30 protein-coding genes and 1 pseudogene are annotated in these 25,819 nt (G+C 73.8%); 14 read left to right on the top strand and 17 right to left on the bottom strand.

Features of this window, described 5'->3' with window-relative positions; translation table 11 throughout:
- The first annotated feature begins 92 nt into the window (after window positions 1-92).
- Window positions 93-920: an SGNH/GDSL hydrolase family protein gene (locus ACYVGN_RS08790; protein ID WP_134744950.1), complete on the top strand. Its 828-nt coding sequence runs from the start codon at window positions 93-95 to the stop codon at window positions 918-920.
- A gap of 3 nt (window positions 921-923) precedes the next feature.
- On the opposite strand, the gene ACYVGN_RS08785 is transcribed toward ACYVGN_RS08790, so the two are convergent.
- Window positions 924-1,745, bottom strand: coding sequence for a TrmH family RNA methyltransferase (locus ACYVGN_RS08785; RefSeq protein WP_055989338.1), 822 nt, complete (start codon window positions 1,743-1,745; stop codon window positions 924-926).
- A gap of 105 nt (window positions 1,746-1,850) precedes the next feature.
- On the opposite strand from ACYVGN_RS08785, the gene ACYVGN_RS08780 reads away from it, so the two are divergent.
- From ACYVGN_RS08780 to ACYVGN_RS08765, 4 genes are all read left to right on the top strand, one after another.
- A complete protein-coding gene (locus ACYVGN_RS08780) occupies window positions 1,851-2,702 on the top strand; it encodes a Sir2 family NAD-dependent protein deacetylase (protein ID WP_134744951.1) in 852 nt (283 codons plus the stop codon).
- Between the two features lie 71 nt (window positions 2,703-2,773).
- Entirely contained in the window at window positions 2,774-3,361 is a 588-nt protein-coding gene (locus ACYVGN_RS08775; protein ID WP_460790172.1) for a histidine phosphatase family protein, read from the top strand.
- Window positions 3,362-3,369: 8 nt separating this feature from the next.
- Entirely contained in the window at window positions 3,370-4,395 is a 1,026-nt protein-coding gene (locus ACYVGN_RS08770) for a DNA topoisomerase IB (RefSeq protein WP_460790170.1), read from the top strand.
- A 112-nt stretch (window positions 4,396-4,507) separates the two neighbouring features.
- Entirely contained in the window at window positions 4,508-4,981 is a 474-nt protein-coding gene (locus ACYVGN_RS08765) for an Lrp/AsnC family transcriptional regulator (protein ID WP_055989345.1), read from the top strand.
- 6 nt (window positions 4,982-4,987) lie between these two features.
- Here ACYVGN_RS08765 and ACYVGN_RS08760 read toward each other — a convergent pair whose 3' ends face one another.
- Entirely contained in the window at window positions 4,988-5,881 is an 894-nt protein-coding gene (locus ACYVGN_RS08760) for an alpha/beta fold hydrolase (RefSeq protein ID WP_460790168.1), read from the bottom strand.
- A 257-nt stretch (window positions 5,882-6,138) separates the two neighbouring features.
- Between ACYVGN_RS08760 and ACYVGN_RS08755 the strand changes: the two genes are divergently transcribed.
- Entirely contained in the window at window positions 6,139-6,918 is a 780-nt protein-coding gene (locus ACYVGN_RS08755) for an exonuclease domain-containing protein (protein ID WP_460790214.1), read from the top strand.
- Window positions 6,919-7,272: 354 nt separating this feature from the next.
- Here the strand turns inward: ACYVGN_RS08755 and ACYVGN_RS08750 are convergent, their stop codons facing one another.
- Together ACYVGN_RS08750 and ACYVGN_RS08745 are read right to left on the bottom strand one after the other, a co-directional pair.
- Window positions 7,273-7,524: a type B 50S ribosomal protein L31 gene (locus ACYVGN_RS08750; RefSeq protein WP_135113515.1), complete on the bottom strand. Its 252-nt coding sequence runs from the start codon at window positions 7,522-7,524 to the stop codon at window positions 7,273-7,275.
- A 92-nt stretch (window positions 7,525-7,616) separates the two neighbouring features.
- Window positions 7,617-8,399: an ABC transporter ATP-binding protein gene (locus ACYVGN_RS08745; RefSeq protein WP_460790166.1), complete on the bottom strand. Its 783-nt coding sequence runs from the start codon at window positions 8,397-8,399 to the stop codon at window positions 7,617-7,619.
- 92 nt (window positions 8,400-8,491) lie between these two features.
- On the opposite strand from ACYVGN_RS08745, the gene serB reads away from it, so the two are divergent.
- The 4 genes and pseudogenes from serB to ACYVGN_RS08725 form a co-directional block, all read left to right on the top strand.
- Window positions 8,492-9,127, top strand: coding sequence for a phosphoserine phosphatase SerB (gene serB / locus ACYVGN_RS08740; protein ID WP_460790212.1), 636 nt, complete (start codon window positions 8,492-8,494; stop codon window positions 9,125-9,127).
- Between the two features lie 124 nt (window positions 9,128-9,251).
- Window positions 9,252-9,950 carry an alpha/beta fold hydrolase gene (locus ACYVGN_RS08735; RefSeq protein ID WP_460790164.1) on the top strand — a complete coding sequence of 233 codons (699 nt, stop codon included), beginning with the start codon at window positions 9,252-9,254 and terminating at the stop codon, window positions 9,948-9,950.
- Between the two features lie 41 nt (window positions 9,951-9,991).
- Window positions 9,992-10,633, top strand: a complete 642-nt coding sequence (locus ACYVGN_RS08730; RefSeq protein WP_460790162.1) for a trimeric intracellular cation channel family protein — start codon at window positions 9,992-9,994, stop codon at window positions 10,631-10,633.
- Window positions 10,623-10,727, top strand: a pseudogene (locus ACYVGN_RS08725) (SRPBCC family protein); the annotation flags it as partial. The gene ACYVGN_RS08730 and the pseudogene ACYVGN_RS08725, both read left to right, overlap by 11 nt.
- A 109-nt stretch (window positions 10,728-10,836) precedes the next feature.
- On the opposite strand, the gene ACYVGN_RS08720 reads toward ACYVGN_RS08725, so the two are convergent.
- Window positions 10,837-11,547, bottom strand: coding sequence for a beta-ketoacyl-ACP reductase (locus ACYVGN_RS08720; RefSeq protein ID WP_055989363.1), 711 nt, complete (start codon window positions 11,545-11,547; stop codon window positions 10,837-10,839).
- 160 nt (window positions 11,548-11,707) lie between these two features.
- Between ACYVGN_RS08720 and ACYVGN_RS08715 the strand changes: the two genes are divergently transcribed.
- The 3 genes from ACYVGN_RS08715 to ACYVGN_RS08705 are packed head-to-tail and all read left to right on the top strand — an operon-like array spanning window position 11,708 to window position 13,244.
- Window positions 11,708-12,160, top strand: coding sequence for a DUF3099 domain-containing protein (locus tag ACYVGN_RS08715; RefSeq protein WP_460790161.1), 453 nt, complete (start codon window positions 11,708-11,710; stop codon window positions 12,158-12,160).
- A complete protein-coding gene (locus ACYVGN_RS08710; RefSeq protein ID WP_055989366.1) occupies window positions 12,157-12,393 on the top strand; it encodes a hypothetical protein in 237 nt (78 codons plus the stop codon). Before ACYVGN_RS08715 ends, ACYVGN_RS08710 begins: the two co-directional genes overlap by 4 nt.
- Window positions 12,390-13,244, top strand: coding sequence for an SURF1 family cytochrome oxidase biogenesis protein (locus ACYVGN_RS08705; RefSeq protein WP_460790159.1), 855 nt, complete (start codon window positions 12,390-12,392; stop codon window positions 13,242-13,244). Before ACYVGN_RS08710 ends, ACYVGN_RS08705 begins: the two co-directional genes overlap by 4 nt.
- 12 nt (window positions 13,245-13,256) lie before the next feature.
- On the opposite strand, the gene ACYVGN_RS08700 is transcribed toward ACYVGN_RS08705, so the two are convergent.
- The 5 genes from ACYVGN_RS08700 to ACYVGN_RS08680 all read right to left on the bottom strand — a co-directional run bounded on the left by ACYVGN_RS08700 (window position 13,257) and on the right by ACYVGN_RS08680 (window position 17,199).
- Window positions 13,257-14,855: an ABC-F family ATP-binding cassette domain-containing protein gene (locus ACYVGN_RS08700; protein WP_055989370.1), complete on the bottom strand. Its 1,599-nt coding sequence runs from the start codon at window positions 14,853-14,855 to the stop codon at window positions 13,257-13,259.
- 110 nt (window positions 14,856-14,965) lie between these two features.
- Window positions 14,966-15,322 carry a CHY zinc finger protein gene (locus tag ACYVGN_RS08695; RefSeq protein WP_460790156.1) on the bottom strand — a complete coding sequence of 119 codons (357 nt, stop codon included), beginning with the start codon at window positions 15,320-15,322 and terminating at the stop codon, window positions 14,966-14,968.
- The gene (locus ACYVGN_RS08690; RefSeq protein WP_134744960.1) at window positions 15,319-15,912 is read right to left on the bottom strand and encodes an energy-coupling factor transporter transmembrane component T family protein; all 594 of its coding nucleotides are present in this window, start codon (window positions 15,910-15,912) and stop codon (window positions 15,319-15,321) included. Before ACYVGN_RS08690 ends, ACYVGN_RS08695 begins: the two co-directional genes overlap by 4 nt.
- The gene (locus tag ACYVGN_RS08685) at window positions 15,909-16,619 is read right to left on the bottom strand and encodes an energy-coupling factor ABC transporter ATP-binding protein (protein ID WP_134744961.1); all 711 of its coding nucleotides are present in this window, start codon (window positions 16,617-16,619) and stop codon (window positions 15,909-15,911) included. The genes ACYVGN_RS08690 and ACYVGN_RS08685 overlap by 4 nt, the downstream gene beginning before the upstream one ends.
- The gene (locus ACYVGN_RS08680; RefSeq protein WP_055989383.1) at window positions 16,612-17,199 is read right to left on the bottom strand and encodes a biotin transporter BioY; all 588 of its coding nucleotides are present in this window, start codon (window positions 17,197-17,199) and stop codon (window positions 16,612-16,614) included. Before ACYVGN_RS08680 ends, ACYVGN_RS08685 begins: the two co-directional genes overlap by 8 nt.
- Window positions 17,200-17,308: 109 nt before the next feature.
- Here ACYVGN_RS08680 and ACYVGN_RS08675 point away from each other — a divergent pair, with 109 nt between their 5' ends.
- Complete coding sequence (locus ACYVGN_RS08675; RefSeq protein ID WP_134744962.1) at window positions 17,309-17,917, top strand: TetR family transcriptional regulator; 609 nt, start codon at window positions 17,309-17,311, stop codon at window positions 17,915-17,917.
- Between the two features lie 87 nt (window positions 17,918-18,004).
- Here the strand turns inward: ACYVGN_RS08675 and ACYVGN_RS08670 are convergent, their stop codons facing one another.
- Genes ACYVGN_RS08670 through ACYVGN_RS08640 form a run of 7 tightly spaced genes read right to left on the bottom strand, consistent with a single transcriptional unit; the run spans window position 18,005 to window position 25,530 of the window.
- Window positions 18,005-19,033, bottom strand: a complete 1,029-nt coding sequence (locus tag ACYVGN_RS08670) for an ABC transporter substrate-binding protein (protein WP_460790153.1) — start codon at window positions 19,031-19,033, stop codon at window positions 18,005-18,007.
- A 49-nt stretch (window positions 19,034-19,082) separates the two neighbouring features.
- Complete coding sequence (locus ACYVGN_RS08665; protein WP_460790151.1) at window positions 19,083-19,922, bottom strand: ABC transporter ATP-binding protein; 840 nt, start codon at window positions 19,920-19,922, stop codon at window positions 19,083-19,085.
- A complete protein-coding gene (locus ACYVGN_RS08660; protein WP_460790149.1) occupies window positions 19,919-20,962 on the bottom strand; it encodes a FecCD family ABC transporter permease in 1,044 nt (347 codons plus the stop codon). Before ACYVGN_RS08660 ends, ACYVGN_RS08665 begins: the two co-directional genes overlap by 4 nt.
- Entirely contained in the window at window positions 20,959-21,957 is a 999-nt protein-coding gene (locus ACYVGN_RS08655; RefSeq protein WP_460790147.1) for a FecCD family ABC transporter permease, read from the bottom strand. The genes ACYVGN_RS08660 and ACYVGN_RS08655 overlap by 4 nt, the downstream gene beginning before the upstream one ends.
- The gene (locus tag ACYVGN_RS08650) at window positions 21,954-22,925 is read right to left on the bottom strand and encodes a siderophore-interacting protein (RefSeq protein ID WP_460790145.1); all 972 of its coding nucleotides are present in this window, start codon (window positions 22,923-22,925) and stop codon (window positions 21,954-21,956) included. Before ACYVGN_RS08650 ends, ACYVGN_RS08655 begins: the two co-directional genes overlap by 4 nt.
- Window positions 22,926-22,960: 35 nt before the next feature.
- Entirely contained in the window at window positions 22,961-24,379 is a 1,419-nt protein-coding gene (locus ACYVGN_RS08645; protein ID WP_460790143.1) for an MFS transporter, read from the bottom strand.
- The gene (locus ACYVGN_RS08640) at window positions 24,376-25,530 is read right to left on the bottom strand and encodes a MalY/PatB family protein (RefSeq protein WP_055989395.1); all 1,155 of its coding nucleotides are present in this window, start codon (window positions 25,528-25,530) and stop codon (window positions 24,376-24,378) included. Before ACYVGN_RS08640 ends, ACYVGN_RS08645 begins: the two co-directional genes overlap by 4 nt.
- Between the last annotated feature and the right edge of the window lie 289 nt (window positions 25,531-25,819).

Genomic DNA, 25,819 nt, shown 5'->3' with positions numbered 1-25,819 from the left:
CAGCGCTTGTCCAGCGACCTCCGCGCTCCCACCCGATGTCCCACTGGATGACGTAGTCTCGTCAGGCCCCGAGACCGAGTGTGGAGGATCCGATGTCGAGCGAGCCCGAGGTGCGCACGCCCTTCGTCCCGAACGAGGGACCCCATCCGTGGCGCCGGTTCGTCGCCCTGGGCGACTCGTTCACGGAGGGCATCGGCGACCCCGAGCCGGACTCCCCCGGCGGCCACCGCGGCTGGGCCGACCGCGTCGCCGAGGCGCTGTCGCGACAGGTGGACGACTTCGCGTACGCGAACCTCGCCGTCCGCGGCCGCCTCATCCGGCAGATCGTGGACGAGCAGGTGGAGCCCGCGCTGGCCCTCAAGCCCGACCTCGTCACGTTCTGCGCGGGCGGCAACGACGTCATCCGGCCCGGCGGGGACCCCGACGCGATCGCCGCCGTGTTCGAGGACGCGGTCGCGCGGCTGGGAAGCGAGGGCGCGACGGTCGTGGTGTTCACGGGCATCGACACGGACTTCACCCCCGTGTTCCGCCCGTTCCGCGGCCGCGTCGCGATCTACAACGAGAACGTGCGCGCGATCGCCGACCGCCACGACTGCATCGTTGCCGACCAGTGGGCGCTCAAGGAGATCCAGGACCGCCGGTTCTTCGACGACGACCGCCTGCACATGAACGCGCTCGGCCACCACGAGGTCGCGCGCATGGTGCTGCGCGCCCTCAACGTGCCGAACGACCTGCAGCCCATGAAGCCGGACCCCCTGCCCCCGACGACGTGGCGCGAGGCGCGCGTGAACGATCTGGTCTGGGCCCGCACGCACCTCGTGCCCTGGGTGCTGCGCCGGCTGCGGCACCAGTCGTCGGGCGACCACATCACCGCCAAGCGCCCCGAGCCGCTGCCCTTCGAGCTGCGGACCGAGGACTGACGCTCAGGCGCGCTGCCCGCGCGACACGGCCCACAGCGCGACCGCGGCCGCCGACGCCACGTTGAGCGAGTCGACGCCGCCCGCCATGGGGATGGTCACGACCGAGTCGGCCGCGGCGAGCGCCCTGCGCGACAGCCCGTCGCCCTCGGCGCCCATCAGGAGCGCCACGCGCTCGGGCGGCGCGGCCGCGAAGTCGTCCAGCGACACCGCATCCTCCGACAGGGCGAGCGCCGCGATGTGGAAGCCCGCGGCGTGCAGCTGCGCCCGTGCGCCCGCGTCGCCGTCCCACTCGGGCAGCCGCGTCCACGGCACCTGGAACACGGTCCCCATGCTGACGCGCACGCTGCGGCGGTAGAGCGGATCCGCGCACCGCGGCGTCACGAGCACCGCGTCGGCCCCGAGCCCCGCCGCCGCACGGAACGCCGCGCCCACGTTGGTGTGATCCACGATGTCCTCCAGGATCACCGCGAGCCGCGCGCCGGCCAGGACCTCCGCGACGGGCGCCGGCTCGGGCCGGTGCATGGCCGCCAGGACGCCGCGGTGCACGGCGTAGCCGGTGACCCCCTCGGCGACGTCCGCGGGCACGACGTACACGGGCACGTCGTGCCCCTCCAGCAGCGGCTCCAGCTCCCCCAGCCAGCGCTCCTGCGTCAGCACGGACCGCGGCCGGTGCCCCGCCGCCAGGGCGCGCGCCAGCACCTTCGACGACTCCGCCATGTACAGGCCGCCCTCGGGCTCGAGCACGCGCCGCAGCGCGACGTCGGTCAGGTCGCGGTAGTCCGCCAGCCGCGGGTCGGCAGGGTCGGCGACGGGGATGATCCTCATCCCCCCAGCATCCCGCACACGACCGCCGGCCCGTCGCCGTGCGCGGGCGGCGACGGGCGCCGGGCGGCGGTCCGGCCGGTCATTCGCACGCCCTAGACTCGCTCCGTGCCCCTCGTCCCCGACCTCGACGACGCCGCGCGCGCCGGCGTCGGCCGCGCGATCGACGCCCTCGCCGGCCGCCGCGTCGCGGTGCTCACGGGTGCGGGCGTGTCGACGGACTCCGGCATCCCGGACTACCGCGGCAAAGGGGCCCCGCGGCGCACCCCCATGACCGCGCAGACCTTCCTGAGCGACGAGGCGGCGCGGCGGCGCTACTGGGTCGGCTCGCACCTCGGGTGGCGCGCCTTCTCCGCGGCCGAGCCGAATGCCGGCCACGAGGCGCTCGCGGCGCTCGAGCGCGACGGGATCGTCACGGGCGTGGTCACGCAGAACGTCGACGGCCTCCATCTGCGCGCCGGAAGCCACCGCGTGGTCGAGCTGCACGGCACGATGCGCCGGGTGTTCTGCACCCACTGCGGGCAGGTGTTCGACCGGCGGGACATCGCCGAGCGCCTCGAGCGCGACAACCCGTGGATCACCGTCCCCGACAGCGTCCGGCTCGGCCCCGACGGCGATGTCCTGCCGGAGTCCGCGGAGGGCTTCGCGATCCCGGCGTGCAGCGTCTGCGACGGCGTGCTGAAGCCGGACGTGGTCTTCTTCGGCGAGTTCATCCCGGCCGGCAAGTTCCGCGAGGCCGAGCAGCTGCTGCTCGCCAGCGAGGCCCTGCTGATCGCCGGATCGTCGCTCGTGGTGAACTCCGGCATCCGGCTGGTCGAGCGCGCGCGCCGCCGCAGGCTGCCCGTCGTGATCGTGAACCGCGGCGAGACGCGGGCCGACAACCGCGCGACCGTCAAGATCGACGCGGGGACGAGCGCCGTGCTGGCGGAGCTGGCGCGCGCCCTGCCCGCCGCGCGCTGAGCCCCGCACGCGCCTGCCGCTGAGCGGGCGTCCTCGGCATCCGCCAGGGAAGGCGTCCTAGGCTCGTCCGTGTGACCCTCCTCGCGCTCGTCCGACATGGCCAGACCGACTGGAACGCCGAGCGGCGGATCCAGGGACGCACGGACATCCCCCTCAACGACACGGGCCGCGCGCAGGCCCTGCTCGCCGCCGAGGCCCTGCGCGACGGCGGATGGCAGCGCATCGCGTCGAGCACCCTGGGACGCGCGACCGAGACCGCCGAGATCATCGCCTCCGCGCTGGGCCTCGAGCCGCCCGCGACCCACCCGGGCCTCATGGAGCGCGACTACGGCGTCGCCGAGGGCACGCTGGTGGCCGACTTCCACGCACGCTACGACGGCGGCGTCCCCGTCCCGGGCGCCGAGACGCACGAGGAGCTGACCGAGCGCGCGCTCGCGGCGCTCGCCGAGGTGGTGGCGCAGGAGCCGGACGCCCCGACGATCGTGGTCGCGCACGGCGGCGTCATCCGCGGGCTGCTGGGGCACGCGTCGAACGGCGCGCTCCCGCGGCCCGGCGAGCGGATCGACAACGCGTCGGTCACGCTGTTCCGGATGACCGACGACGGGCTGGCGCTGGCCGCCGACGAGCGGGAGAGCGTCGGCGCCGAGCGCGGCTCCTAGGCGGGCCCGTGGTCCGCCTGCGGCGCACGTCGCCCGACCAGCCCGGATGGACCCGCCGCGGCGCGGGGCGCGGCTTCGTGTACCTCGACGAGCACGGCGAGCGCCTGCCGGCGGAGGAGGTCGAGCGCGTCCGGAGCCTGGCGATCCCGCCCGCGTGGCGCGACGTGTGGATCACGCCGTTCCCGAACGGCCACCTGCAGGCGGTCGGCACCGACGCCGCGGGCCGCCGGCAGTACCTCTACCACCCGCAGTGGCGCTCCCGCCGCGACGCCGCGAAGTTCGACCGCGTGCTCGACTTCGGCCGGGCGCTCGCGAAGGCGCGTCCGCGCGTCCGCGACGACCTGGCGCGCGACGGCATGCCCCTCGAGCGCGCGTGCGCGCTCGCGGTGCGCCTGCTGGATCTCGGGTGCTTCCGGATCGGCAACGACGTGTACGCCGACGCCAACGGCAGCTTCGGGCTGACGACACTGCGGCGCGACCATGTGACGCGCCGCGGCGACACCCTGGTGTTCGCCTTCACGGGCAAGTCCGGCGTGGACCACCGCATCGAGATCGCCGACGAGCCCGTCACGCGCGCGGTCGAGACGCTCCGCCGGCGCCGCGACGACAGCGAGACGCTCCTGGCCTGCCGCAACGGCGCGTGGCGGTCGCTCACCTCGGCCATGGTGAACGAGTACGTGCGCGACATCACGGGCATGGACGCGACCGCCAAGGACTTCCGGACGTGGCACGCGACCGTGCTGGCCGCGGCCGAGCTCGCATCGGGCGCCGACGAGCTCGAGCGCTCGGGCCGCGGCGGCGTGACACGGAGGCGCCGGGTCGTGTCCGACGCCATGCGGGAGGTGGCGGCGTTCCTGGGCAACACGCCCACGCTGGCGCGCACCTCGTACGTGGATCCGCGCGTCGTGTCGGCCTTCGAGGAGGGCCGCACGATCGCGGCGGCCGTGCGCCGGTCGTACGCGTCGGACGAGGCCCGGCAGGAGGCGCTCGAGCGCGCGACCCGGCGGCTCATCCGCGAATCCGGCGGCGGCTGATCGGAGCGACCACGGGCCGCTGGAACGTGCAAAACAGCACGCGCAATCGATCCGATAACGAGTGAGCAGGATGCGCAGGGATCGCGGCAGAATACTGCTACTGTCTCGCACTATGGCCTCCCTCGATCACGTCGACCTCGAGCTGCTCGCCGCTCTCAGCGAGGACCCCCGCGCCACCGTCGTGGCGCTCGCCGAGCGGCTGCGGCTCTCCCGCAACACGGTGCAGGCGCGGATGTCGCGCCTCGACAAGGCCGGCGTGTTCCGCTCCTTCGAACGCTCCATCTCGACGGCCGCCCTCGGCTTCCCGCTCGAGGCGTTCCTCGCCATCGGCGTGCGCCAGGTGGAGCTGCCGCGCATCACGAGCGAGCTCGCCTCGGTCCCCGAGGTGGTGCAGGTCCACGGGCTCTCGGGTCAGACCGACCTGCTCGCGCTGGTCGCGTGCCGCGACGCCCGCCACCTGTTCGACGTGGACGCCCGCATCCTCGGCATCGAGGGCGTCGAGCGCACGGAGACGTCGCTGGTGATGAGCGAGGCGGTGCCCTACCGGGTGAGCGGCCTCATGCAGCTCGCGCGCCGCGAGCCGTAGGCCCGCTCAGGCGAGGAAGTCGCGGATCGCGGCGGCGGCCTCGCCGGGCTTCTCGTAGTGGATGAGGTGCCCGACGCCCTGGATCTCGACGAGCCGGGCGTCCGGGAAGCGGGTGGCGAGCACGCGCTCGGCCTCGATGGGCGTGATGTCGTCCCGATCCGCGGCGATCAGCAGCGTCGGCACCGCGATCCGCTCGGCGAACTCGCTGACGTCGTGGGAGACGCTCGTCACGAACGCATCGCGCAGCACGTCCCTGTCCGCGAAGAGCGAGAAGTACCGGTCGTGCTGGTCGTGGATGAACGCCCGCAGCGCGCGGTCGCGCGTCTTCGCCATCGCGATCGACATGACGCGCACGATCAGGCGGTTGCGCAGCAGCCAGGTGCCGATCGGGCGGGGCAGCCGGGAGCCGGCCCAGTAGTACAGGATCGCCAGGCGGGTCAGGATGCCGCGCGGCCCCTCGAGCGCCGGCGCGCCGATCGGGTTGATCAGCACCAGGCGAGGCGTCGCGAGGCCGCGCGCGACGGCCGCGGCGGCGACGATCGAGCCGAACGAGTGCCCCAGGACGATCGCGCCGGGCGCCACCGCGGCGGCGAACGCGCCGAGCCAGTCCGCGTACGCCTCGAGGTCGTGGCGGCGGCCCGGGATCGGCGGCGTCTCGCCGAAGCCGGGCAGGTCCGGCATCACGACCCGGACGCCCTCGCGGATCGCGTCCTCGAGGGCGGCCACCACGGGCTCCAGGCCGTGGTGCTCGCCCCGGAAGCCGTGCACCGCCAGGATCGTCGTCGCGGCGTCGTCCGGGCCGTACACCCAGTAGGCGGTGCGGCCGCCGAGCACGTCGGCCTCGCGACGGACGACCGGGATCGCGGCGAGCTGGGTGGCGTAGGGCGAGGCGACGGGCACGGATCGAGTCTACGGACGCCGGCCTGCGCGCTTCCCGGGGTGCCTCCGCGGGAATGTCCGCGCCGCGTCCTACGGTGTGGCGTATGACGAGGTCGTGGCCGGATCCGCCCCCGCTGTTCGAGCTGGACTGGCTCGACCACCCCGGAGAGACCCCCACCTGGACCCCGCGCGGCGAGGCCGCCGCCGAGCAGGCCCCGGCGCCCCAGACGGCGAGCACGGCGACGGTCACCGAGACGACCGTCGCGGAGACCACGGTGATGGAGGCGACGGCCGCCGACGGCGCGGTCGCGGTGGTGCGCGAGACCTCCGTCGTCAGCGAGACCGTCGTGGTCGACCAGGGACCGCGGCGCTGGACCCGACGGATCGGCGTGTTCGACCTCGAGACGACCGGCATCGACGTGACCGAGGACCGGATCGTGACCGCCTACGTCGGCCTGCTCGACGAGCGCGGCGCGGTCATCCACGACGAGCACTGGCTCGCGGACCCGGGCATCGAGATCCCCGAGGGCGCCACGGCCGTGCACGGCATCACGACCGAGCACGCCCGCGCCGAGGGCCGCCCCGCGGCGGAGGTCGTCGCCGAGGTGACGCACGCGCTGCGCACCCTGCTGTCCGCGGGCATCCCCGTGGTCGCCTACAACGCGGCCTACGACTTCTCGCTGCTCAAGTACGAGGGCGAGCGGCACGGCATCGCGACGATCGACTCCCCCGCGCCCGTGATCGACCCGCTCGTGATCGACAAGACGTGCGACCGATACCGCAAGGGCAAGCGCACGCTCGACGTCGTCGCGGCGCACTACTCGGTGCCGCTGGAGTCCGCGCACGAGGCCTCGGCCGACGCGATCGCGGCCGGCCGCGTGGCCCTCGCCATCGCCGAGCGCTTCGCCGACACGCTGCCCGAGGACGTGCTGGAGCTCCACACCCGCCAGATCGGCTGGGCGCGCGAGCAGGCCGAGAGCCTCACCGAGTACTTCATCCGGATCGGCCGGCTCGAGCCCACCGAGGTCCTCGACGGCAGCTGGCCCGTCCGCGCGTAGCCTGCCGCCGGCGCTGTCGCCCCGGTTCCGAAAACCGGACCGATGAGGCGGGTGGGGCGGATGAGACCCCACCGGCGCCACAGGCACCGCCCATCCGGTCTCCGCAACGCGCACCCCGGCCGCTCACAGGCCGGATGTGACGCACGTCGCCCGGGGAGGCACCTGAGCCTGCCTCCCGGCGGCCGAGCCTGTCTCCGGCGCCCCGGTTCCGAAAACCGGACCGATGCGACCGCTGGGGCGGATGGGACCCCACCCGCACCGCAGGCACCGCCCGTCCGGTCTGCGGAGCGCGATTCGGCACCCGGGAACGACGAAGGCCCCGCCGGAGCGGGGCCTTCGAGCGCGGAACGCGGCTTACTTGGAGCCGAAGTTCTTGAAGCGCTGGTTGAACTTCTCGACGCGGCCGGCCGAGTCCATGATGCGCTGCTTGCCCGTGTAGAACGGGTGCGACGCCGACGAGATCTCGACATCGATGACCGGGTACTCGACGCCGTCGAGCTCGATGGTCTTGTCGCTGGTCACGGTCGAACGGGTGAGGAAGGTCTCGCCCGAACCGAGGTCGCGGAACACGACCGCCTTGTACTCGGGGTGGATGTCAGTCTTCATGGGGGTCCTTGCCAAGAGAGTTTGAAAAGTCTTCCGGTGCTTGGGCACCAGCGACCCACTCTACCAGAAGAGCCGGCCGAGCGGGGACCGGATCAGGCGCCGCGCGCCGCGTAGCGGCCGCCGTCCTGCGTCAGGGCGATCGGCAGCCCGAACGTCTCGCTCAGGTTCTCGGAGGTCAGCGTCTCGCCGATCGGCCCGGCCGCGACGGCCTTGCCGTCGCGCAGGAGCAGGACGTGCGTGAAGCCGGCCGGGATCTCCTCGACGTGGTGCGTCACCATCACGAGGGCGGGCGTCACGGGCGACTGCGCGTACGCGCTCAGCAGTCCGATGAGGACCTCGCGCGAGCCGAGGTCCATGCTCGCGGTCGGCTCGTCGAGCAGCAGCAGCTCGGGGTCGGTCATGATCGCGCGGGCGACCTGCACGCGCTTCTGCTCCCCCTCGCTGAGGGTGCCGAACGTGCGGTCGGCGAGGTGATCGAGGTGCCACTCGCGCAGCACGCGCAGCGCGCGGCGCTCGTCGATGTTCTCGTACTCCTCGTTCCAGCGGCCGAGAACCGAGTACGCGGCGGTCAGCACCGCGTTGATCACGGTCTCGTCGGCCGGGATGCGGCGCGCCAGAGCCTGCGAGGCGAAGCCGATGCGGGGACGCAGCTCGAACACGTCGGTGCGGCCCAGGCGCTCGTCGAGGATCTCGACCGTGCCCGACGTGGGGTGCACCATCGTGTCGGCCATCTGGAGCAGCGTGGTCTTGCCTGCGCCGTTCGGGCCCAGGATCACCCACCGCTCGTCGTCGTTCACGGTCCACGTCAGTCCGTCCACGATGTTCCGCCCTTCTCGGCGGACCACGACGTCTTCGAAGGAGAGCACAGCGGGCATGCGGCCAGCCTACCCACTCGCCCGCGGGCTCCCCGCCGGACGCGCGGGGCCGTGCGGCCGATCCGCATGCCCGCGGCCCGGTACGCTCGGACATCGTGACCGCGCGCTTCCTGGTCGTGCTCGACGCCGACTCCACCCTCATCCGCAACGAGGTGATCGAGCTGATCGCCGACGAGGCCGGCCGCGGCGCGGAGGTCGCCGCCGCGACAGAGGCGGCGATGCGGGGCGAGGTGGACTTCGCCCAGAGCCTGCGCTCGCGCGTCCGGGAGCTCGCCGGCGTCCCCGTCGCGTCGTTCGCGCACGTGCGCGGGCGGGTGGAGCCCACCCCCGGCGTGACCGCGCTGATCGACGCCGCGCACGCGCGCGGCGGCCTGGTGGGCGTGGTGTCGGGCGGCTTCCACGAGATCCTCGACGACGTCGCCCCCGCGCTCGGCGTGGACTTCTGGCGCGCCAATCGCCTCGTGGCGGCCGACGGCGCGCTCACGGGAGAGGTCGACGGCCCGATCGTCGACGCCGCGGCCAAGGCCGAGTGGATGCTCCGCTGGGCCGAGGAGCACGGCGTCCCCCGCTCGCGGACCGTCGCGATCGGCGACGGCGCGAACGACCTCCTGATGCTCAGCGCCGCGGGCCTCGGCCTCGCGTTCAACGCCAAGCCCGCCGTGCGCCTGTCGGCACCGCTCATCATCGGCCCGGTGGACCTGGCGCAGGTCGTGCCGCTGCTCCCCTGACCCGCGACATCACATCCGCGCGTCGACACCACACGCGGATGCGTGTCCGGTCACGGCGCCGATGCGACCTCGCGCGGAAAGGTGTGATACCCGGATGTCGGCGGCCCGGCCTAGCGTGCGGAGCATGGCAGAGATCATCCTGATCCCCGGGCTCTGGCTCGACGCGTCCTCGTGGGACGACGTCGTGCCCGGGCTGGAGGGCGCCGGTCACCGCGTGCACGCGCTGACCCTGCCGGGCGTCGGCGCCCCGGCATCCGAATCCGCGGACCTCGGCATCGACGACTGGGTCGACGCCGTGGTCGAGCGCATCGACTCGCTCGACGGCCCGGTCGTGGTCGTGGGCCACTCGGGCGGCGGCAACGTCGCCTGGGGCGCCGCGGACCGGCGCCCGGACCGGGTCGCCCGCGTGGTGCTCGTCGACACGATGCCCCCGCCCGACGACGCCGGCATCTCGGAGTTCCCCGTGGTCGACGGCGTCGTGCCGTTCCCCGGCTGGGACTTCTTCGACGATGAGGACGTCGACGACCTCGACGCAGCGACCCGCGAGCGCACGGTGCCGCTCACCCGCAGCGTGCCCGCCAAGGTGCCGACCGACGGCATCCGGCTCGCCGACGACCGCCGCTTCGACGTCCCCGTCACGGTGCTCTCCGGCAAGCTGGACGAGCAGACCCTGCGAGCGATGATGTCGGACTGGCCCGCGTGGGGCGAGACGCTCGATCTCATCCGCAGCTTCGAGGTGGTCACGCTCGGCACCGGCCACTGGCCGCAGTTCTCCAAGCCGGGCGCCCTCGCGGAGGCGATCGCCGCCGCTGTCCGCGAGTAGGCCGTCGCGGGGCGCGGCCGCGCCGGTGCTTGGATGGTGGCATGACCCTCGCTCTGGTGCTGGACCTCCTCGGCACCTTCTTCTTCGCGATGTCCGGCTGTCTGCTGGCCGCGCGGAGCCGCTTCGACATCATCGGCTCGCTGTTCCTGGGCTCGCTCGCGGGGCTCGGCGGCGGCGTCATCCGGGATCTCGTCCTCGGGAACGTGCCCAACGCGTTCGCCAACCCCTGGTACCTCGCCCCGCCCCTGCTCGCGGCCCTCGTGGTCTACTTCCTGCACGCGTGGGTCGAGCGCCTGCATCGCCCGCTGCTGATCCTCGATGCGGGCGGGCTCGCGCTGTTCTGCGTCACCGGCACCGTGACGGCGCTGCACGCGGGGATGAACCCGGTCGCCTCGGCGCTGCTCGGCGTGACAACCGCCGTGGGAGGCGGGCTGCTGCGCGACGTCGTGGCGAACCGCGTACCGCAGCTGTTCAACCGCGACGACCTGTACGCCGTGCCCGCCATGATCGGCTCGGTCCTGGCGACCGTCCTGTGGCTCACCGGGCTGTACGGCATCATGACCGCCGTCGCGGTGGCGCTGGTGGTGTTCGCCTTCCGTGTCGTGTCGCTGCACTTCGGCTGGCACATCCCCCACGCGGCGCCCGTCGCGCCGCCTTCCCGAGAGGACCCTCATGGCCGTTGACGTGCGCGTCGAGACCGTGATCGCCCGGCCCGTGGCGGAGGTCGCCGCGTACGCGGCGGACCCGTCGCACGCGCCGGAGTGGTACGCGAACATCCGCAGCGTCGAATGGCGCACTTCGCGCGCATCGCCGCCCCCGTCATGGAGGCGGCGATGCGGCGCGCGACCCGGGCCGACCTGGCCCGGCTGAAGGGCATCCTCGAGGGTCAGTGACCCATGCCGAGGCCGCCGTCGACCGGGATCACGGCGCCGGAGATGTAGGCGGAGTCGTCCGACGCGAGCCACGTCACGGCGGCGGCGACCTCGGCGGCGCTGCCGTACCGGCCCGCGGGGATGGCCTTGCGGTACTCGGCCTGCGTCTCCTCGGGCAGCTCCGCGGTCATGTCCGTCTCGATGAAGCCCGGCGCCACGACGTTCGCGGTGATGCCGCGCGCGCCGAGTTCGCGCGTCAGCGAGCGGGCGAAGCCGACGAGGGCGCTCTTGGACGACGCGTAGTTGACCTGGCCGGCCGAGCCGTAGAGCCCGACGACGCTGGAGATCAGGATGACGCGGCCGAAGCGCGCCTTGAGCATGCCCTTCGAGGCGCGCTTGACCACGCGGAACGCGCCGCCGAGGTTCGTCGCGATGACGCTGTCGAAGTCGTCCTCGCTCATCCGCATCAGCAGCGTGTCCTTGGTGATGCCGGCGTTGGCCACCACGATCTCGACCGGACCGAGCTGCTGCTCGACCTCGGTGAACGCGGCGTCGATCGCCGCGGCGTCGGTGACGTCGGCGCGCACGGTGAGCGTCCCCTCGGGGCCCTCGCCGCTGCGGGCCGTGACCGCGACGCGGTACCCCTCCTGGACGAAGCGCTCGGCGATCGCGCGGCCGATGCCGCGGTTGCCGCCTGTGACGAGGACGACGCGTTCACTGCTCACGGTGGGTGACTCTCTCTGCTCGGGGTCCCCGACGGATCGGGTCCGGTCGGGCGGTCCGGCGCTGATCCGGGGCCGCACGCCAGCCTATTGTGCGGCGGGTGGCGATGCCGAGGCGACCCGCTCGGGGGCCGCCCGATCGGGCGCGGAAGCGTAGGCTGGAATGATCGTGAAGACCCCCAGGAAAAACGCCTCCGCCGCCCAGTCGGCGACGTCGCTGCCGCTCGCTCCGGCCGACGACGCGGGCGACCGCGTGCGCAACTACCTGATCACGATGGGCATCCGCATCGTGTGCCTGTGCCTCGCGGCGTTCGTCACGCCGCACAGCTGGTACACGTTCGTCTTCGCCGCCGGCGCGATCTTCCTGCCGTACTTCGCGGTGGTCGGCGCGAACGCCGCCAGCGGCCGCCACGTCGCCGACGCCGTGCGCCTCGACGCCCCGGCGATCGACGCCGCGCGGCCCGCGGAGCCGGACGCCGACGCCCCGGCGGCGCCCACCGTCATCACGATCGCCGAGTCCCCCGCGCCGGGCCCCGAGCCCGCTCCACCCGTCGGCGACGAGGCCCGCGACGGCGGAGCCGACGACACCGGGCCGGCGGACCCGGACCGCGCATGATCGGCCTGGATCCCCAGATCCCCACGTGCTCGCGCGCCGGCTGCCCCGAGCCCGCCACGTGGACGATCCGCTGGCGCAATCCGCGGATCCACACCGGGGACCGCCGCAAGACCTGGCTCGCGTGCGACGCGCACGTCGGCTACCTGCGCGACTTCCTGGCCGCGCGCGACTTCCCCCTCGAGGTGGCCGCGGGCGTGGTCCCGGACGGCGCGTCCGCGGAGGACCGCGCATGAGCAGGCCCGAGGTCATGCGGTCGACCGCCGCACGCTGGAGCGTGTACGCCCTGGTCGCGATCGCGTTCGCGGTCGCGTGCGGGTTCCTCTCGCACTGGCAGTTCGAGCGCAACGAGGCCCGCGCCGCGATGCTCGAGCTGGTCGACGCCAACTACGACGCCGAGCCCGTCCCCGTGGAGCAGGTCCTGGACCGCGGATACGCGCCGTCCGACGAGTGGCACCCGGTCACGCTGACGGGCCGGTACCTGACCGAGGATCAGCTCCTCGTCCGCAACCGCGCACAGGGCGGCACGAGCGCGTTCGAGGTGCTGGTGCCGTTCCAGCTGGCCGACGGCCGGATCGTGGCGATCGACCGCGGCTGGGTGCCGCCGGGCGAGGACGCCGTGCCGGATGCCGTCCCGGCGCCGCCCGCGGGCGAAGTCACCGTCGTCGCGCGCGTCCGTCCGGGCGAGCCGCTCCCGTCCTCGGGCCGCAGCGCGCCGGAGGGCCAGCTGCCGACGATCCACCTGCCGGCGGTCGCCGAGCTGACCGGCCCCGAGACGGAGACCGCCTTCTACGGACTGATGGTGTCGGAGGATCCGGCGCCCGCCGATCGCCCGGCCGAGCTCAAGCCGCCGACCGAGGATCCCGGCCCGCACCTGTCGTACGCGATCCAGTGGATCCTGTTCGCGATCATGGGCTTCGGGTTCATCGCGTACATGATCCGCACCGAGATCCGCGCCCGCCGCGAGGACGCCGAGGGCGACGACGAGGACGAGCTGCCGCGCGCGACCCCGGCCCGCCGCGCGCGGACGCGCCGCCGCGACCGCGACGCGGACGAGGAGGACGCCCTCCTCGACGCCGGCCGCTGAGCGGCCGCGCCGCTACGCGAGCGTGATCAGGTCGAGGTAGGACTTGTTCCAGATATCCTCGACGCCATCCGGCAGCAGCAGGACGCGCTCGGGGTTGAGCGCCTCGACGGCGCCCTCGTCGTGCGAGACCAGCACGACCGCGCCCTCGTAATGCGCCAGCGCGCCGAGGATCTCCTCGCGCGAGGCGGGGTCGAGGTTGTTGGTCGGCTCGTCCAGCAGCAGCACGTTCGCGCTCGACACGACCAGCGTGGCGAGCGACAGGCGGGTCTTCTCGCCGCCCGACAGGACGCCCGCGGGCTTGTGGACGTCGTCGCCCGTGAACAGGAAGGATCCGAGCACCTTGCGCGCCTCGGTCTCGTTGAGGTTGGGCGCGGCCGAGACCATGTTCTCGAGCACCGACCGGTTCACGTCGAGGTTCTCGTGCTCCTGCGCGTAGTAGCCGATCTTGAGGCCGTGGCCGGGCTCGATCTGTCCCGTGTCGCTCTTGTCGACGCCGGCGAGGATGCGCAGCAGGGTCGTCTTTCCCGCGCCGTTGAGGCCGAGCACGACGACCTTGGAGCCGCGGTCGATCGCGAGATCCACGCCCGCGAAGATCTCCAGGGCGCCGTACGACTTCGACAGCGACTTCGCCATGAGGGGCGTCTTCCCGCACGGGGCGGGCTTCGGGAACCGGAGCTTGGCGACGCGATCCTCCTGTCGGACCTCCTCGAGACCCGACAGCAGCTTCTCGGCACGCGCGACCATCTGGTGCGCGGCGGCGGCCTTGGAGGCCTTGGCGCCGAAGCGCGCGGCCTGCTGCTGCAGCGCCGAGGCCTTCTTCTCCGCGTTGACGCGCTCCTTCTTGCGGCGCTCCTCGTCCGCGACGCGCTGGCGCTGGTAGTGCTTCCAGCCCATGTTGTAGATGTCGATGACCTGGCGGTTGGCGTCGAGGTAGAAGACGCGGTTGACGGTCTCCTCCACGAGCTCCACGTCGTGGCTGATGACGATCAGCCCGCCCTTGTAGGACTTCAGGAACTCGCGCAGCCACACGACGCTGTCGGCGTCGAGGTGGTTGGTCGGCTCGTCCAGGATCATCGAGTCGGCGTCCGAGAACAGGATGCGCGCGAGCTCGATGCGGCGCCGCTGACCGCCCGAGAGGGTCTTGAGCGGCTGGTCCAGGATGCGGTCGGGCAGCGACAGGTTGTGCGCGATCGAGGCGGCCTCGGCCTCCGCCGCGTAGCCGCCCAGGGACTCGAAGCGCTCCGTGAAGTGCGCGTAGCGCTTCATGGCCTTCGCGGCGACCTTCTCGTCGTCCGAGGCCATCGCCACCGACGCCTCCTGCATGCCGAGCGCGAGCGATCCGAGCCCGCGGGCATCGAGGATGCGCGTGCGCGCGAGCTGCTCCGGGTCGCCGCTGCGCGGGTCCTGCGGCAGGTAGCCGAGCTCGCCCGAGCGGTCCACCCGGCCGTTGGCGGGGATCAGGTCGCCCGCGAGCACCTTCGTCAGCGTCGTCTTGCCGGCGCCGTTGCGGCCCACGAGGCCGACCTTGTCGCCCGGCCCGACGCGGAACGAGACGTCCGACATGAGCATGCGTGCGCCGACGCGGATCTCGAGGTCGTGCACGGCGAGCACAGCGGACGTCCAATCGCAGGTGGGGATGTCTCCGGGAACGGAGCGAGGGCCCGGCTGGGCCAGCCTCCCAGTATAGGTTCGCGCCCCTGGGCGTCCGCCCGCGGGCGGCGTCAGACCTGCGGGGCGTCGAAGTAGAGGTGGTGGTGCCGCCGGCACCCGGGGTTGAACGCGCCGCCGCAGTGCGCGCACGCGCACGTCGCGACGTACTCGCGGATCGACGACGTTCGTCCGCAGCGGCCGCACAGCAGCGCCTGGGTCTCGCGCTCCCCCGCGCCCCACGGGCGGGCGGCGTGATCGGCCGTCTCCTCGTGGCACGCGTGGCACGGGTACCAGCGGCCGCAGCACGGGAACAGGATGGCCAGCACGTCGAGCTCGGTCGAATAGTGCGCGCAGCGGGTCTGCTCGTCGACCGGCAGGCCGTGGACGACGTGCGCGCCGACGCGGACGGACGCCCGCGGCACCGTCATGCGATCCCCCGCGCGGACAGCGCGTCGGCGACGTCGTCCGCGTGCCGGAGCGACATCACCAGCAGCGGGACGACCGCGCGGAATCCGAGGCGCACACCACGGGCGCGCTGGGCCTCCCGGATGCGCCGCAGGAAGTCCGCGATGACCGGCACCAGCGCGATCGTCAGCGACAGCGTGAACGCGACGCGCCACGGGTCCACGCCGAACCGGCGCAGCGGCGCCAGGACGGTCTGCAGCGCCTCGAGCAGGTCCGACGTGCGGGTCGTGATCGTGAGGAGCGCCGCCAGCAGCACGACCGCGGCGATCCGCACGGTGGTGATGTACGCCTCCAGCGGCCCGGAGAACACGAGCTGCATGACCGCGACGAAGGCCACGATCCAGCGGATCGCCCACACCTGCCGCAGCCACTCCAGCGGCCCGAAGCCCGCGAGCGCGAACAGCCCGAACACCGCGGCGAGCGTCACGGTGGCGGTGACGGCCGTGTGCGGCCACACCGACGCGGCGACCGCGAGCACGGCGCCGAGCGCGAGCTTCGCCCCCGCGGGCATCCGGTGCAGAGGGCTGCTCCCCGGCCGGTACAGGGAGATCACGCGAACTCCAGGCGGTACCGGTCGACGATCGCGGCCGGATCGCCGACCTCCGCGAGGCGGCCGTCCGCGAACCGCACGACCACGTCGCACCGAGCCGCCAGGTCGAGGTCGTGCGTCACGACGACCACCTGCGCGTCGATCCCGCCCTCCTCGGGCGGAGACACCAGCAGATCGGCCATCCGGCGCGCGTTGCCGAGGTCCAGCAGCGTGGTCGGCTCGTCCGCCACCACGAGCCGGGGCCCGCGGATGAGCACGGACACCAGGGCGAGCAGCTGCTTCTGGCCGCCCGACAGGCTGTACGCGGCGCGGTCGGCAAGCTCGGCGAGGCCGTGCCGCTCCAGCTGCGCCTGGACGCGCTCCGCGACCTCGGCCTTCCCCAGCCCCGCGCCCCGCAGCGACAGCGCCACGTCCTCGGCGACCGTGGGCATCAGGATCTGCGCATCCGGATTCGTGAAGACGAACCCCACGCGCTCCCGCAGCGCGCGCACGTCGCGCGCGGCATCGATCCCGTGCACCGTCACGGTGCCGCGGCTGGGCGCGACGAGGCCGTCCAGCAGCCGCGCGAACGTGGACTTGCCCGAGCCGTTCGCGCCGATCACGCCGATGCGTCGCTGGTCCAGGCGCACCGACACGTCCTCGAGGATGCGGTGCCCGTCGAGCTCGACGGCCACATCCTCGAGGACGATCGCATCGGATGCGTCAGGCATGCTGTGCGGCGGGCTTCGCCGCGGCTCCCGACTCGAACGCGCGCGGGTACGCGCGGTGCAGCGCCAGGGCGAGCACGGTCGCGAGCACCACCTTGACGAGGTCGCCCGGGATGAAGATGAGGCTGCCGACGGCCGCCTCGTGCAGCGGCATGCCGAGGATCGCGGCCTGCACCGGGATGCCGAGGGCGTACACCACGCCGATGCCGCCGACGAGCGCGCCGAGCGCCGTGCGCCACCACGAGATGCGCGCGGCGGACGACTTCGCGATCAGGCCCGCGACGACGGCGCCGGGCAGCCAGCCGATCAGGTATCCGGCCGAGGGGCCGGCGAAGACGCCGAGACCGCCGCGTCCGCCCGAGAGCACGGGCAGCCCGACGGCGACGAGCACGAGCACGATCCCGACGGCGATCGCGGCGCGCTTCGGGCCGAGCACGACGCCCGCGAGCATCACGCCGAGCGTCTGCAGCGTGATCGGCACGGGGCCGACGGGGATGGCGCCGGCGATGCCCAGCACGACGATGATCGCTGCGAAGACCGCGGCCCGGGCGAGATCGCGCCCTTCGAAACCCTTGACTGCCATGGGGACTCCTTCTCTGCGGCACGCGGCCGCCGGGGGTGGGGACGAGCGGCCGGGGGGCGCCGCTTCCTGAACAGTGTTCACCTGAACGCCGTTCAGTATAGTGAGGATCATGGATGCCCGTGACGCCCGCCCCGACCGGCACGGCTCCGACCGCAACAGCCGCGACGGCATCGTCGACGTGGCGCTGCAGCTGCTGGAGCAGACGGGCCTGCCGGACCTGTCCATGCGGCGGCTGGCCGGCGCGCTCGGCGTGCAGCCCAGCGCGCTGTACTGGCACTTCGAGAACAAGCAGTCGCTGCTGGCCGCGGTGGCCGACCGGATCGTGGGGTCGGCGGCGCCGGTCCCCCGCGGCGGAGACCGCGATGCCGAGGCATCGGCGGTCGCCGGCGCCCTGCGCGACGCCCTCCTGGCGCACCGCGACGGGGCCGAGGTGGTGCTCAGCACGCAGGCCCTGGGCCTCGGGTCCGACGCGGCGCTCGACCGCCTGGCACAGGCGCTGAGCGAGACCGACGCGGCCGGCGAGGACGCCCGCAGTGCCGCGACGGTGCTGCTGCAGTTCATCCTCGGGCACGCGTCGCTCGTGCAGCAGCGCATCCAGGCGGCGCGGTTCGGCGCCTATCCCGCCGGCGAGGCGGAGGTCGCCGAGTCCACCGCGGCCGACTTCGCGCGCGGCATCCGCATGCTCCTCGCGGGGCTCGGGGCGCCACTCCCCCGCTGACGTCCTTCCCCGACCCCGGGCCCGAACGCCGAGGCCGCCGCCGCACCCGGATCCCGGATGACGGCGACGGCCCTCACGACGGAGCGACTACTCCGCGAGGCCCTCCTCGATGGCGGCGATGAAGTCGTCCATGCCCCACGTGAGCGACAGCGCGGTGGGCGGCGCGACCGAGGCGATCGCGGACTGGCCGATCACCTTCACGACCTCGCCCTCGGGCACCTGCGGCAGCAGCTGCCCCTGCTCCGACGCCAGGAACTCGTCGACCTCGGCCTCGGTGTCGCCGTAGATCAGCAGGACGTCGGCCTCGAGCTTGTCGAGCTGCTCGTAGCTGAGCGTGTAGTAGAACGTCGCCTCGCCCGTGTCGAGCTCGGTCACCGATTCGGCGCTCACGAAGCCCAGATCCTCGGCGAACTGCACTCGCGGGTCCGCGGGCAGGTACACGTAGAACGTCCCCGCGACGTTCCAGACCTCGGCGATCGAGAGGCCCTCGAACTCGGGGTGCGCGGCCGCCTGCTCGGCGATCGACGCGTCGATGTCGGCCAGCACCTGCTCGGCCTCGTCGGCCTGGCCGAGAGCCTCGCCGACGATGCTGATCACGTCGCGCCACGGCGTCGACCACGCGACCTCGGGGTACGCGACGACGTCCACGCCGGCGTCCGTGAGCTGCGTGTACTCCTCCTCCGTGATCCCGGAGTACGGGGCGAGGACGACGTCGGGCGCGGCTGCGAGCATCTCCTCGATGGGGAGCTGCCCCTCGGCGCCCGAGGTCAGCAGCGCGGGCGTCACGGCGCCGAGCGCGTCGAGCTCCTCGGCGATCCACGGCAGGACGCCGTTCTCGTCGCCGCCGTACATCTCGGCCGGGATCGCCACGGGCACCTCGCCCAGGGCGAGCACCGCGTCGGCGGCGCCCCAGCCCCACGTCGCGATGCGCTCGGGGGCCTGCTCGATCACGGTCTCGCCGAACGCGTGCTCGATCGTGACGGGGAACGCGCCGTCGCCGCCGGCGGCGGGCGACTCGGAGGGGGCGGCCGCGTCGCCGGCGCAGCCGGTGAGCGCGAGCGCCAGGCCGGCCGCGGACGCGACGGCGGCCAGCGCCTTCGTGCGGGTGAGCTTCATGGTTTCCTTTCGGGACGGGACAGGCCGGGGTCGGGGTCGGTGGGGACGGTCAGGCCCGGTCGGGCGCGGAGTGCGCGCCGCCGGGCACCGGGATGACGAGCGGGGTCGCCGTCAGCGGGTCGGGGATCACGAGCGCCTCCAGCCCGAACGCGTCGGCGACCGTCTCGGCGGTCAGGACGTCGGCGGGCGCGCCGTGGGCGACGATCCGGCCGTCCTTCATGACGACGAGGTCGTCGGCGTAGCGCGCCGCGAGCCCGAGCTCGTGCAGCACGACCACGATGGTCGTGCCGCGGTCGCGGTTGAGACGCACCAGCAGGTCGAGCACCTCGATCTGGTGCGCCAGGTCGAGGAACGTCGTCGGCTCGTCCAGCAGCAGGATGCGCGGGTCCTGGGCGAGGGCCATCGCGATCCAGACCCGCTGGCGCTGACCGCCGGACAGCTCGCCGATCGACCGGTCCGCGAGCTCCGCGATGCCGGTCGCGGCCATCGCCTCGTCCACCGCGGCCGCGTCCTGCGCGGTCCAGCGGCCCATGAGTCCGCGGTGCGGGTGGCGCCCGCGTCCCACGAGCTCGGCGACCGTCAGCCCCTCGGGCGCGATCGGCTGCTGCGGGAGGATGCCGAGCTCGCGCGCGAGGCGGCGGCGCGGCACGGTGCGCACGTCCACGTCGTCCAGCAGGACGGCGCCCTCCAGCGGCGCCTGGAGCCGGGCGAGGTGCGCGAGCAGAGTGGACTTGCCCGACGCGTTCGCGCCGATGATGACCGTGATGCGCCCGGGCGCGATCCGCAGGTCCAGGTCCTCGATCACCCGGCGGCCGGGGTACCCGGCGGTCAGGCCCCGCGCCGAGAGCCGCGGCGCGTCGGGGCCGGCTGCGATACGGGGTTCGGTCATGCGCGTCGTCCCTTCGACGAGGCCAGCAGCCAGAGGAGGTAGGGCGCGCCGACCGCGCCGGTGACGACGCCCACCGGGACCGAGTGCCCGGGGAACGCGTACTGCCCGACCAGGTCGGCGATCAGCAGGACGGCGCCGCCCGTGAGCGCGGCCGCCGGCAGCGCGAGCGCCCCGCGTCCGACGAGCGAGCGCGCGATCGGGGCGGCGCCGAGGGCCACGAAGCTCACGGGGCCGATGAAGGCCGCGGTCGACGCCGCGAGCAGCACGGCCACCACGACCGTGGCCGTGCGGACGACCACCGGATGCGCTCCGAGGCCGCGCACGAGCGGATCGCCGAGCTCGGTCAGCTGCAGCGGCCGCGCCAGCAGCGCCGCCGCCGCGGCGCCGAGCGCCAGCACGGCGCCGATCACGACCACCGGCTCCCACGTCGTCGCGCCGAGGCTCCCGGTGATCCACTTCAGGACGGTGCCCGCCTGGTCCTCCTGCGCGCGCTTGAGCAGGTAGCCGACGATCGACGCGCTCAGGAACGCGAATCCCACGCCCGCGAGCACCATGCGGTACCCGCCGTCCGCGAGCGTGCGCGCCGCGAGCAGCAGCACGACGGCGACCGCGGCGGCGCCCGCGAACGCGCTGGCCGCGATGGCGGCGCCGGTCCATCCGGCCACGAGCGTGGCGTAGACGGCCCCGACGCTCGCGCCGCCGCTGATCCCGAGGAGGTCGGGGCTCGCGAGCGGGTTGCGCAGCAGCGTCTGGAACAGGGCGCCCGCCAGGCCGAGCGCGGCGCCGGCGAGCAGCGCGAGGGCGGCGCGCGGCATCCGCACCTGCCACACGATGTACCGCTCGATCTGCGTGCCGCCGCCGAACAGGGCCCGCAGCATGTCGCCGAGCGGCATCACGAAGTCGCCGAGCACGAGCGCCAGGCACAGGGCCGCGAAGGCCAGCGCGGCCAGGGCCGCCGTGACGGTCGTCGCGCGGCGCGCGGTCGTGCGGTGCACCGCCAGGAAGCCCGGAGCGCGCCCGGTCTGCGCGGGGGCGCTCACACCGTCGCCTGCTTCCGCTGCAGCACCAGCGCGAGCAGCGCCGGCACGCCGATGAACGCGACGACGAGGCCGGCCTCGATCTCGGACAGGAGGCGCCCCGCGACATCGGCGAGGATGACGAGCGCGGCGCCGAGCGGCGCGCTCGCGGCGATGATCCAGCGGTAGTCGCTGCCGACGACGCCGCGCACGACGTGCGGCACGACCAGTCCGACGAACATGAGCGGCCCGGCGACCGCGGTCGCCGATCCGCACAGCAGCACGGTCGCGACGAGCGCGATGGCGCGCGTCGAGCGGACGGAGTGACCGAGCCCGCGCGCGGTGTCGTCGCCGAGCGCCAGGAGGTTGAGCCCGCTCGCGACGACGGCCGCCATCGCGACGCCGAGCGCGATGGTCGGCAGCACCAGCGCGAGCGTGTCGAGCCCGCGTCCGGTGAGCGACCCCACCGACCAGAAGCGGAACGTGTTCAGCGCCGTGCTCGACGTGGAGAGGATGAACAGCATCACCGACGTGAGGCCCGCGGTCACGGCGGCGCCGGTCAGGGCGAGCTTGGCGGGACTCGCGCCGTCGGCGCCGGCCGAGCCGATCGCCCACGCCAGCGCGGCCGCGAGCGCCGCTCCGGCGAACGCGAACCAGACGTAGCCGGCCGGGTTCACGACCCCCAGCAGCGTGATGGCGAGCAGCACCGCGACGGACGCGCCGGCGTTCACGCCCAGCAGACCGGGGTCGACCAGCGGGTTGCGGGTGATGCCCTGCATGAGCGCGCCGGCCATGGCCAGCGCGAGCCCCGCGGCGAGGCCGATGAGGGTTCGCGGGAGTCGCTGTGTCACGACCACGACGTGGTCGTTGTCTCCGGGGTCGTAGGCCAGGAGGGCGTCGGCCACCGTCACGGGCGCGATCGCGCGCGTGCCGAAGGCGAGGCCCGCCAGCACGGCGAGGATCAGCAGCACCGCGGCGGCGGCGAGCAGGAGCAGCCCCCGGCGGGAGCGGGCGATCATCCGGTGCGCTCGGCGATGCCGCGACGCCAGTACCCCATGAAGGCGACCCGGCGCCGGTCGACGCCGTGGCCCGACACGAGCAGCCGCCGCAGCTGCTTGATCGTGGCGGCCTCGCCCGCGATCCACGCGTAGAACTCGCCGTCGCACGCCGCGTCCTCCTCGGGGCTGTCCCAGAGGATCTCGCGGTCGACGTCGACGTCGGCGAGCACCTGCGGGCGCGGCGCCGCCGCGCGCTCCAGGATGTCGCGGCTCTCGGCCGCCCATGCCGTGACGGCCTCGATGAGGCCCTCGCCGTGCTCGCGGTCCGGGCGTCCGCCATCCTGCTCGCGCACGATCCACCGCAGGTCGGCGTTCGCCGGCGGCCGGATGACGGCGGTGTCGGCGAGGCTCGGCACCTCGAGGAACACGTCCGCCGCGCGATCCGCGGGCAGGCTCTCCAGGATGCTGCCGACCGCCGGAACGGCCGTCTCGTCGCCCACGATGAGCAGGCGGGACGAGTTCGCGGGCTTGAAGTCGATGCCCACGCGCGAGAGGGGGCTGCGCTGGTCGGGGCCGACGACGACCAGCTGGTCGCCGACCCGCGCGGCCTCGGCCCACGAGCCGGCGGGACCCGCGTCGTGGTGCACCACGAAGTCGACGGTGAGGCGCCGGGCGTCCGCGTCGATCCGGCGCACGGTGTACGTGCGGAACGGATTGCGCTCGTGCTCAGCGAGCCCGCGCCAGCGGTCGTACCAGTCGCGGTGCGCCTGAGGGTCGTCCTCGTGCTGCCCGACGTCGCACATCGAGCCGTCCGCGAACGGGAACAGCACCTTGATGCGCTGGTCCAGACCCGCGGTTCCGAAGTGCGCGAGGTCGTCGCCGCCGAACTCGATCCGCGCGAAGTGCGGGCTGAGGCGTTCCACGCGCGTCACCGTCGCCCGGTGCGGGCGATAGGCGGGCCGGACGTCGGTCGAGGCGAGAGTGGTCACGGTCGCCCAGCGTACTTCACTTAGGTAAGCCTTAGCTACTTGGCCTCGTGCGCGTGCCCCATCCGCAGGCCCGGGACCAGGGCCAGGACGGCCAGCAGGGACGCGATCGCGAACACGACCGGGAAGCCGGCGCCGGTCCCGTGCAGGGCCGTGAACGCCAGTCCCATCACCGCGATGGTCGCGGACGCGCCGACCGAGTCGCTGATCTGCAGGGCGGACGAGTTGAACCCCTGGTCGGCGTTCGTCGAGTACGCGAGGGTCAGCACCGTCAGGCGCGGGTACATCAGCCCCATGCCGAACCCCGCGCACGACCAGAGCAGGATGGGCACGACCGGCGGGAGCGACAGGACGACCGTGAGCGCGCAGGCGGCGGTCGCGATCAGCAGCAGCGCCACGCCGATCACGGCGATCCGGGTGTTCCCGATCCGGTCGCCGTGGCGGCCCGACACGTGCGAGCTGAGCGCCCACGCGATCGCCGCGGCGGTCAGCCCGAGGCCCGCCCACGCCGGCGAGAAGCCGAACCGGTCGATCAGCAGGTACGGCACGTAGACCTCGGCGCCGAACAGCGACCCGGCGATCAGGCCGCGCATCAGGATGACGCTCGGCAGCCCGCGTCCGATCCGCAGCGTGCGGCGCGGCAGCAGCGGCAGGATGGCCACGCCGATCACGGCCAGAGCGGCCGCGGCGGTCGCCCATCCCGCGGCGGGCGCGACGGATTCCGCGAGCTCCCCTGTGAGCCCCAGGGCGAGCGCCGCGGCAGCGACGACGACCGCGAACAGCAGCCGTCGCCCCACGCCGGGATCGTGCTCTCCCTCGCCGCCGTGGAGCCCGCGCAGGCGCGGCGCGATCATCGCGATCGCGACGACCGTGAGCGCCGCGAGGCCGGCGAACACCCAGCGCCAGTGCAGGTGCTCGGTGACGAGACCGGCGAGGAACGGGCCGACCAGCGACGGCACCACCCACGCGGCCGAGAACGCCGCCATGACCCGCCCGTGGAGCGCGGGCGCGTACACGCGCGCGACCACCACGTACAGCGCCACGACCTGCGCCCCCGAGCCGAGCCCGGTGATGAGCCGCCCGAGCACCAGCAGCTCCATGGTCGGCGCGACGGCGTCGATCGCGAGGCCCGCGGTGAACAGCGCGACCGCCGTGTACAGCGGGAGGACGGGGCCCGACCGGTCCAACCAGGCCCCGGCGGCGACCATGCCGATCACGCCCGTCGCGAGCGTTCCGGAGAACGCGAGCGCGTAGAGCGCGTCGCCGTCGAGCGAGGCGCTCACGACGGGCATCACGGTCGTGAGGGCGAGCGAGGTCAGGGCGGCCAGGAAGATCAGGGACGTCGCGCCCACCGTGACCCACGCGACGGAGGGCTCCCACAGCGAGCGGGCGCGGACGTCCTCGGGATGCGCGGCGACGGGGATGGGCCCGGTGAGCGTGCGGGGGTCGCCGCTCATGCGCGCAGCCGGCCGATGCGCTCGACGGCGTCGGCGAGGATCTCGGGGCTCGTGCCGAAGTTGATCCGCGCGTGGCCCCGTCCCTCGTCGCCGAACGTCGTGCCGGGATTGAGCGCCACGCGGGCCTCGCGCAGGATGCGGGCGGAAGGCTCGTCGCCCCAGCCCAGGCCTGCGAAGTCGACCCACGCGAGGAAGCCCGCGTCGCCGGGCGCGTACCGCGCCTCCGGCACGTGGTCCGCCAGCAGGTCGACCAGCAGCGCGCGGTTCAGATCGAGGCGCGCGAGGAGCGCGTCGAGCCACGGCTCGCCGCTCTCGTACGCCGCGCGGCCCGCGATCGCGCCGAAGATCGACGTGCGCCATTCGACCTCGTCGGGCAGCGCCCGCACGATGCGGGCGGGCTCGGCCGACGCCGTCACGATCTGCGCGCACTTCAGGCCCGCGAGGTTGAAGGCCTTGCTCGCGCTGGCGAGCGCGAAGCCGACCTCCGCCGCCGCGGGCGCGGCGTCGAGGAACGGCGTGAAGGTCGCGCCGGGCCGCGTCAGCGGCCAGTGGATCTCGTCGCTGACGATCCACGCGCCGCGGCGCTCGGCGATGCGCGCCAGCTCGGCGAGGGTCTCGCGCGAGTGGACGGTGCCGGTGGGATTGTGCGGGTTGCACAGCAGCATCGCCTTGGCGCCCGCGGCGAACGCGGCGTCGATCGCCTCGAGGTCGAGCTCCCAGCCCTCCCCCGCGCGCACGAGCGGCACCCGCACCGCCTCGGTGCGCGACTCCTCGTGCACGGCGAAGAACGGCGGGTAGACGGGCGGGGTCACGACCACGGCGTCGCCCGGCTCGGTGACCGCCCGGAGCAGCTCCGCCGCCCCCATCATGACGTCGCACGTGGTGCGGACCCGGCCGGGGTCGACGTCCCACCCGAGGCGGCGCGCGGCGAATCCGGCGAACGCCTCGGCGATCCCGTTGCCGTGCGCGGAGTATCCGGTGTCGCCGCGCTCCACCGCGGCGTGCAGCGCCTCGGCGACGGCGGGCGCGAGGGGGAAGTCCATCTCGGCGACGAACAGCGGCAGGACGTCCTCGGGGTACAGTGCCCATTTGGCGCTCGTCCGGGTGCGCAGCTGCTCGATCGGAAGGGCGTCCAAGGGGGTGGTGCTCACCCGATCGAGCCTAACCCCGCAGACGCGGAACGGGCCCGGAGCCGAAGCCCCGGACCCGTTCATCGGGCCTCGCCACCGACCGTCGTGCGAGCGAAGCGAGCGTGCCGCGAAGCGGCCGAACCGCAGCGCGAAGCGCTGCCGAACGGAGCGTCAGCGACGTTCCTCGCTCGCAAGGGTGCCGCTTGCGGCCCCGCAGCGTGCGATCTCTTCTGAACTAGATGTACTGCCCAGCCAGGTTGTTTGAGATCCGGCTGATGGGCGGGAGCTTCCCGATCGCGGTGTGGGGCCT

The sequence above is a fragment of the Microbacterium lacusdiani genome (genome assembly GCF_054779895.1).
Note: the sequence above shows the minus strand (reverse complement) of the source record. Positions and strands in the feature narration are given on the sequence as shown.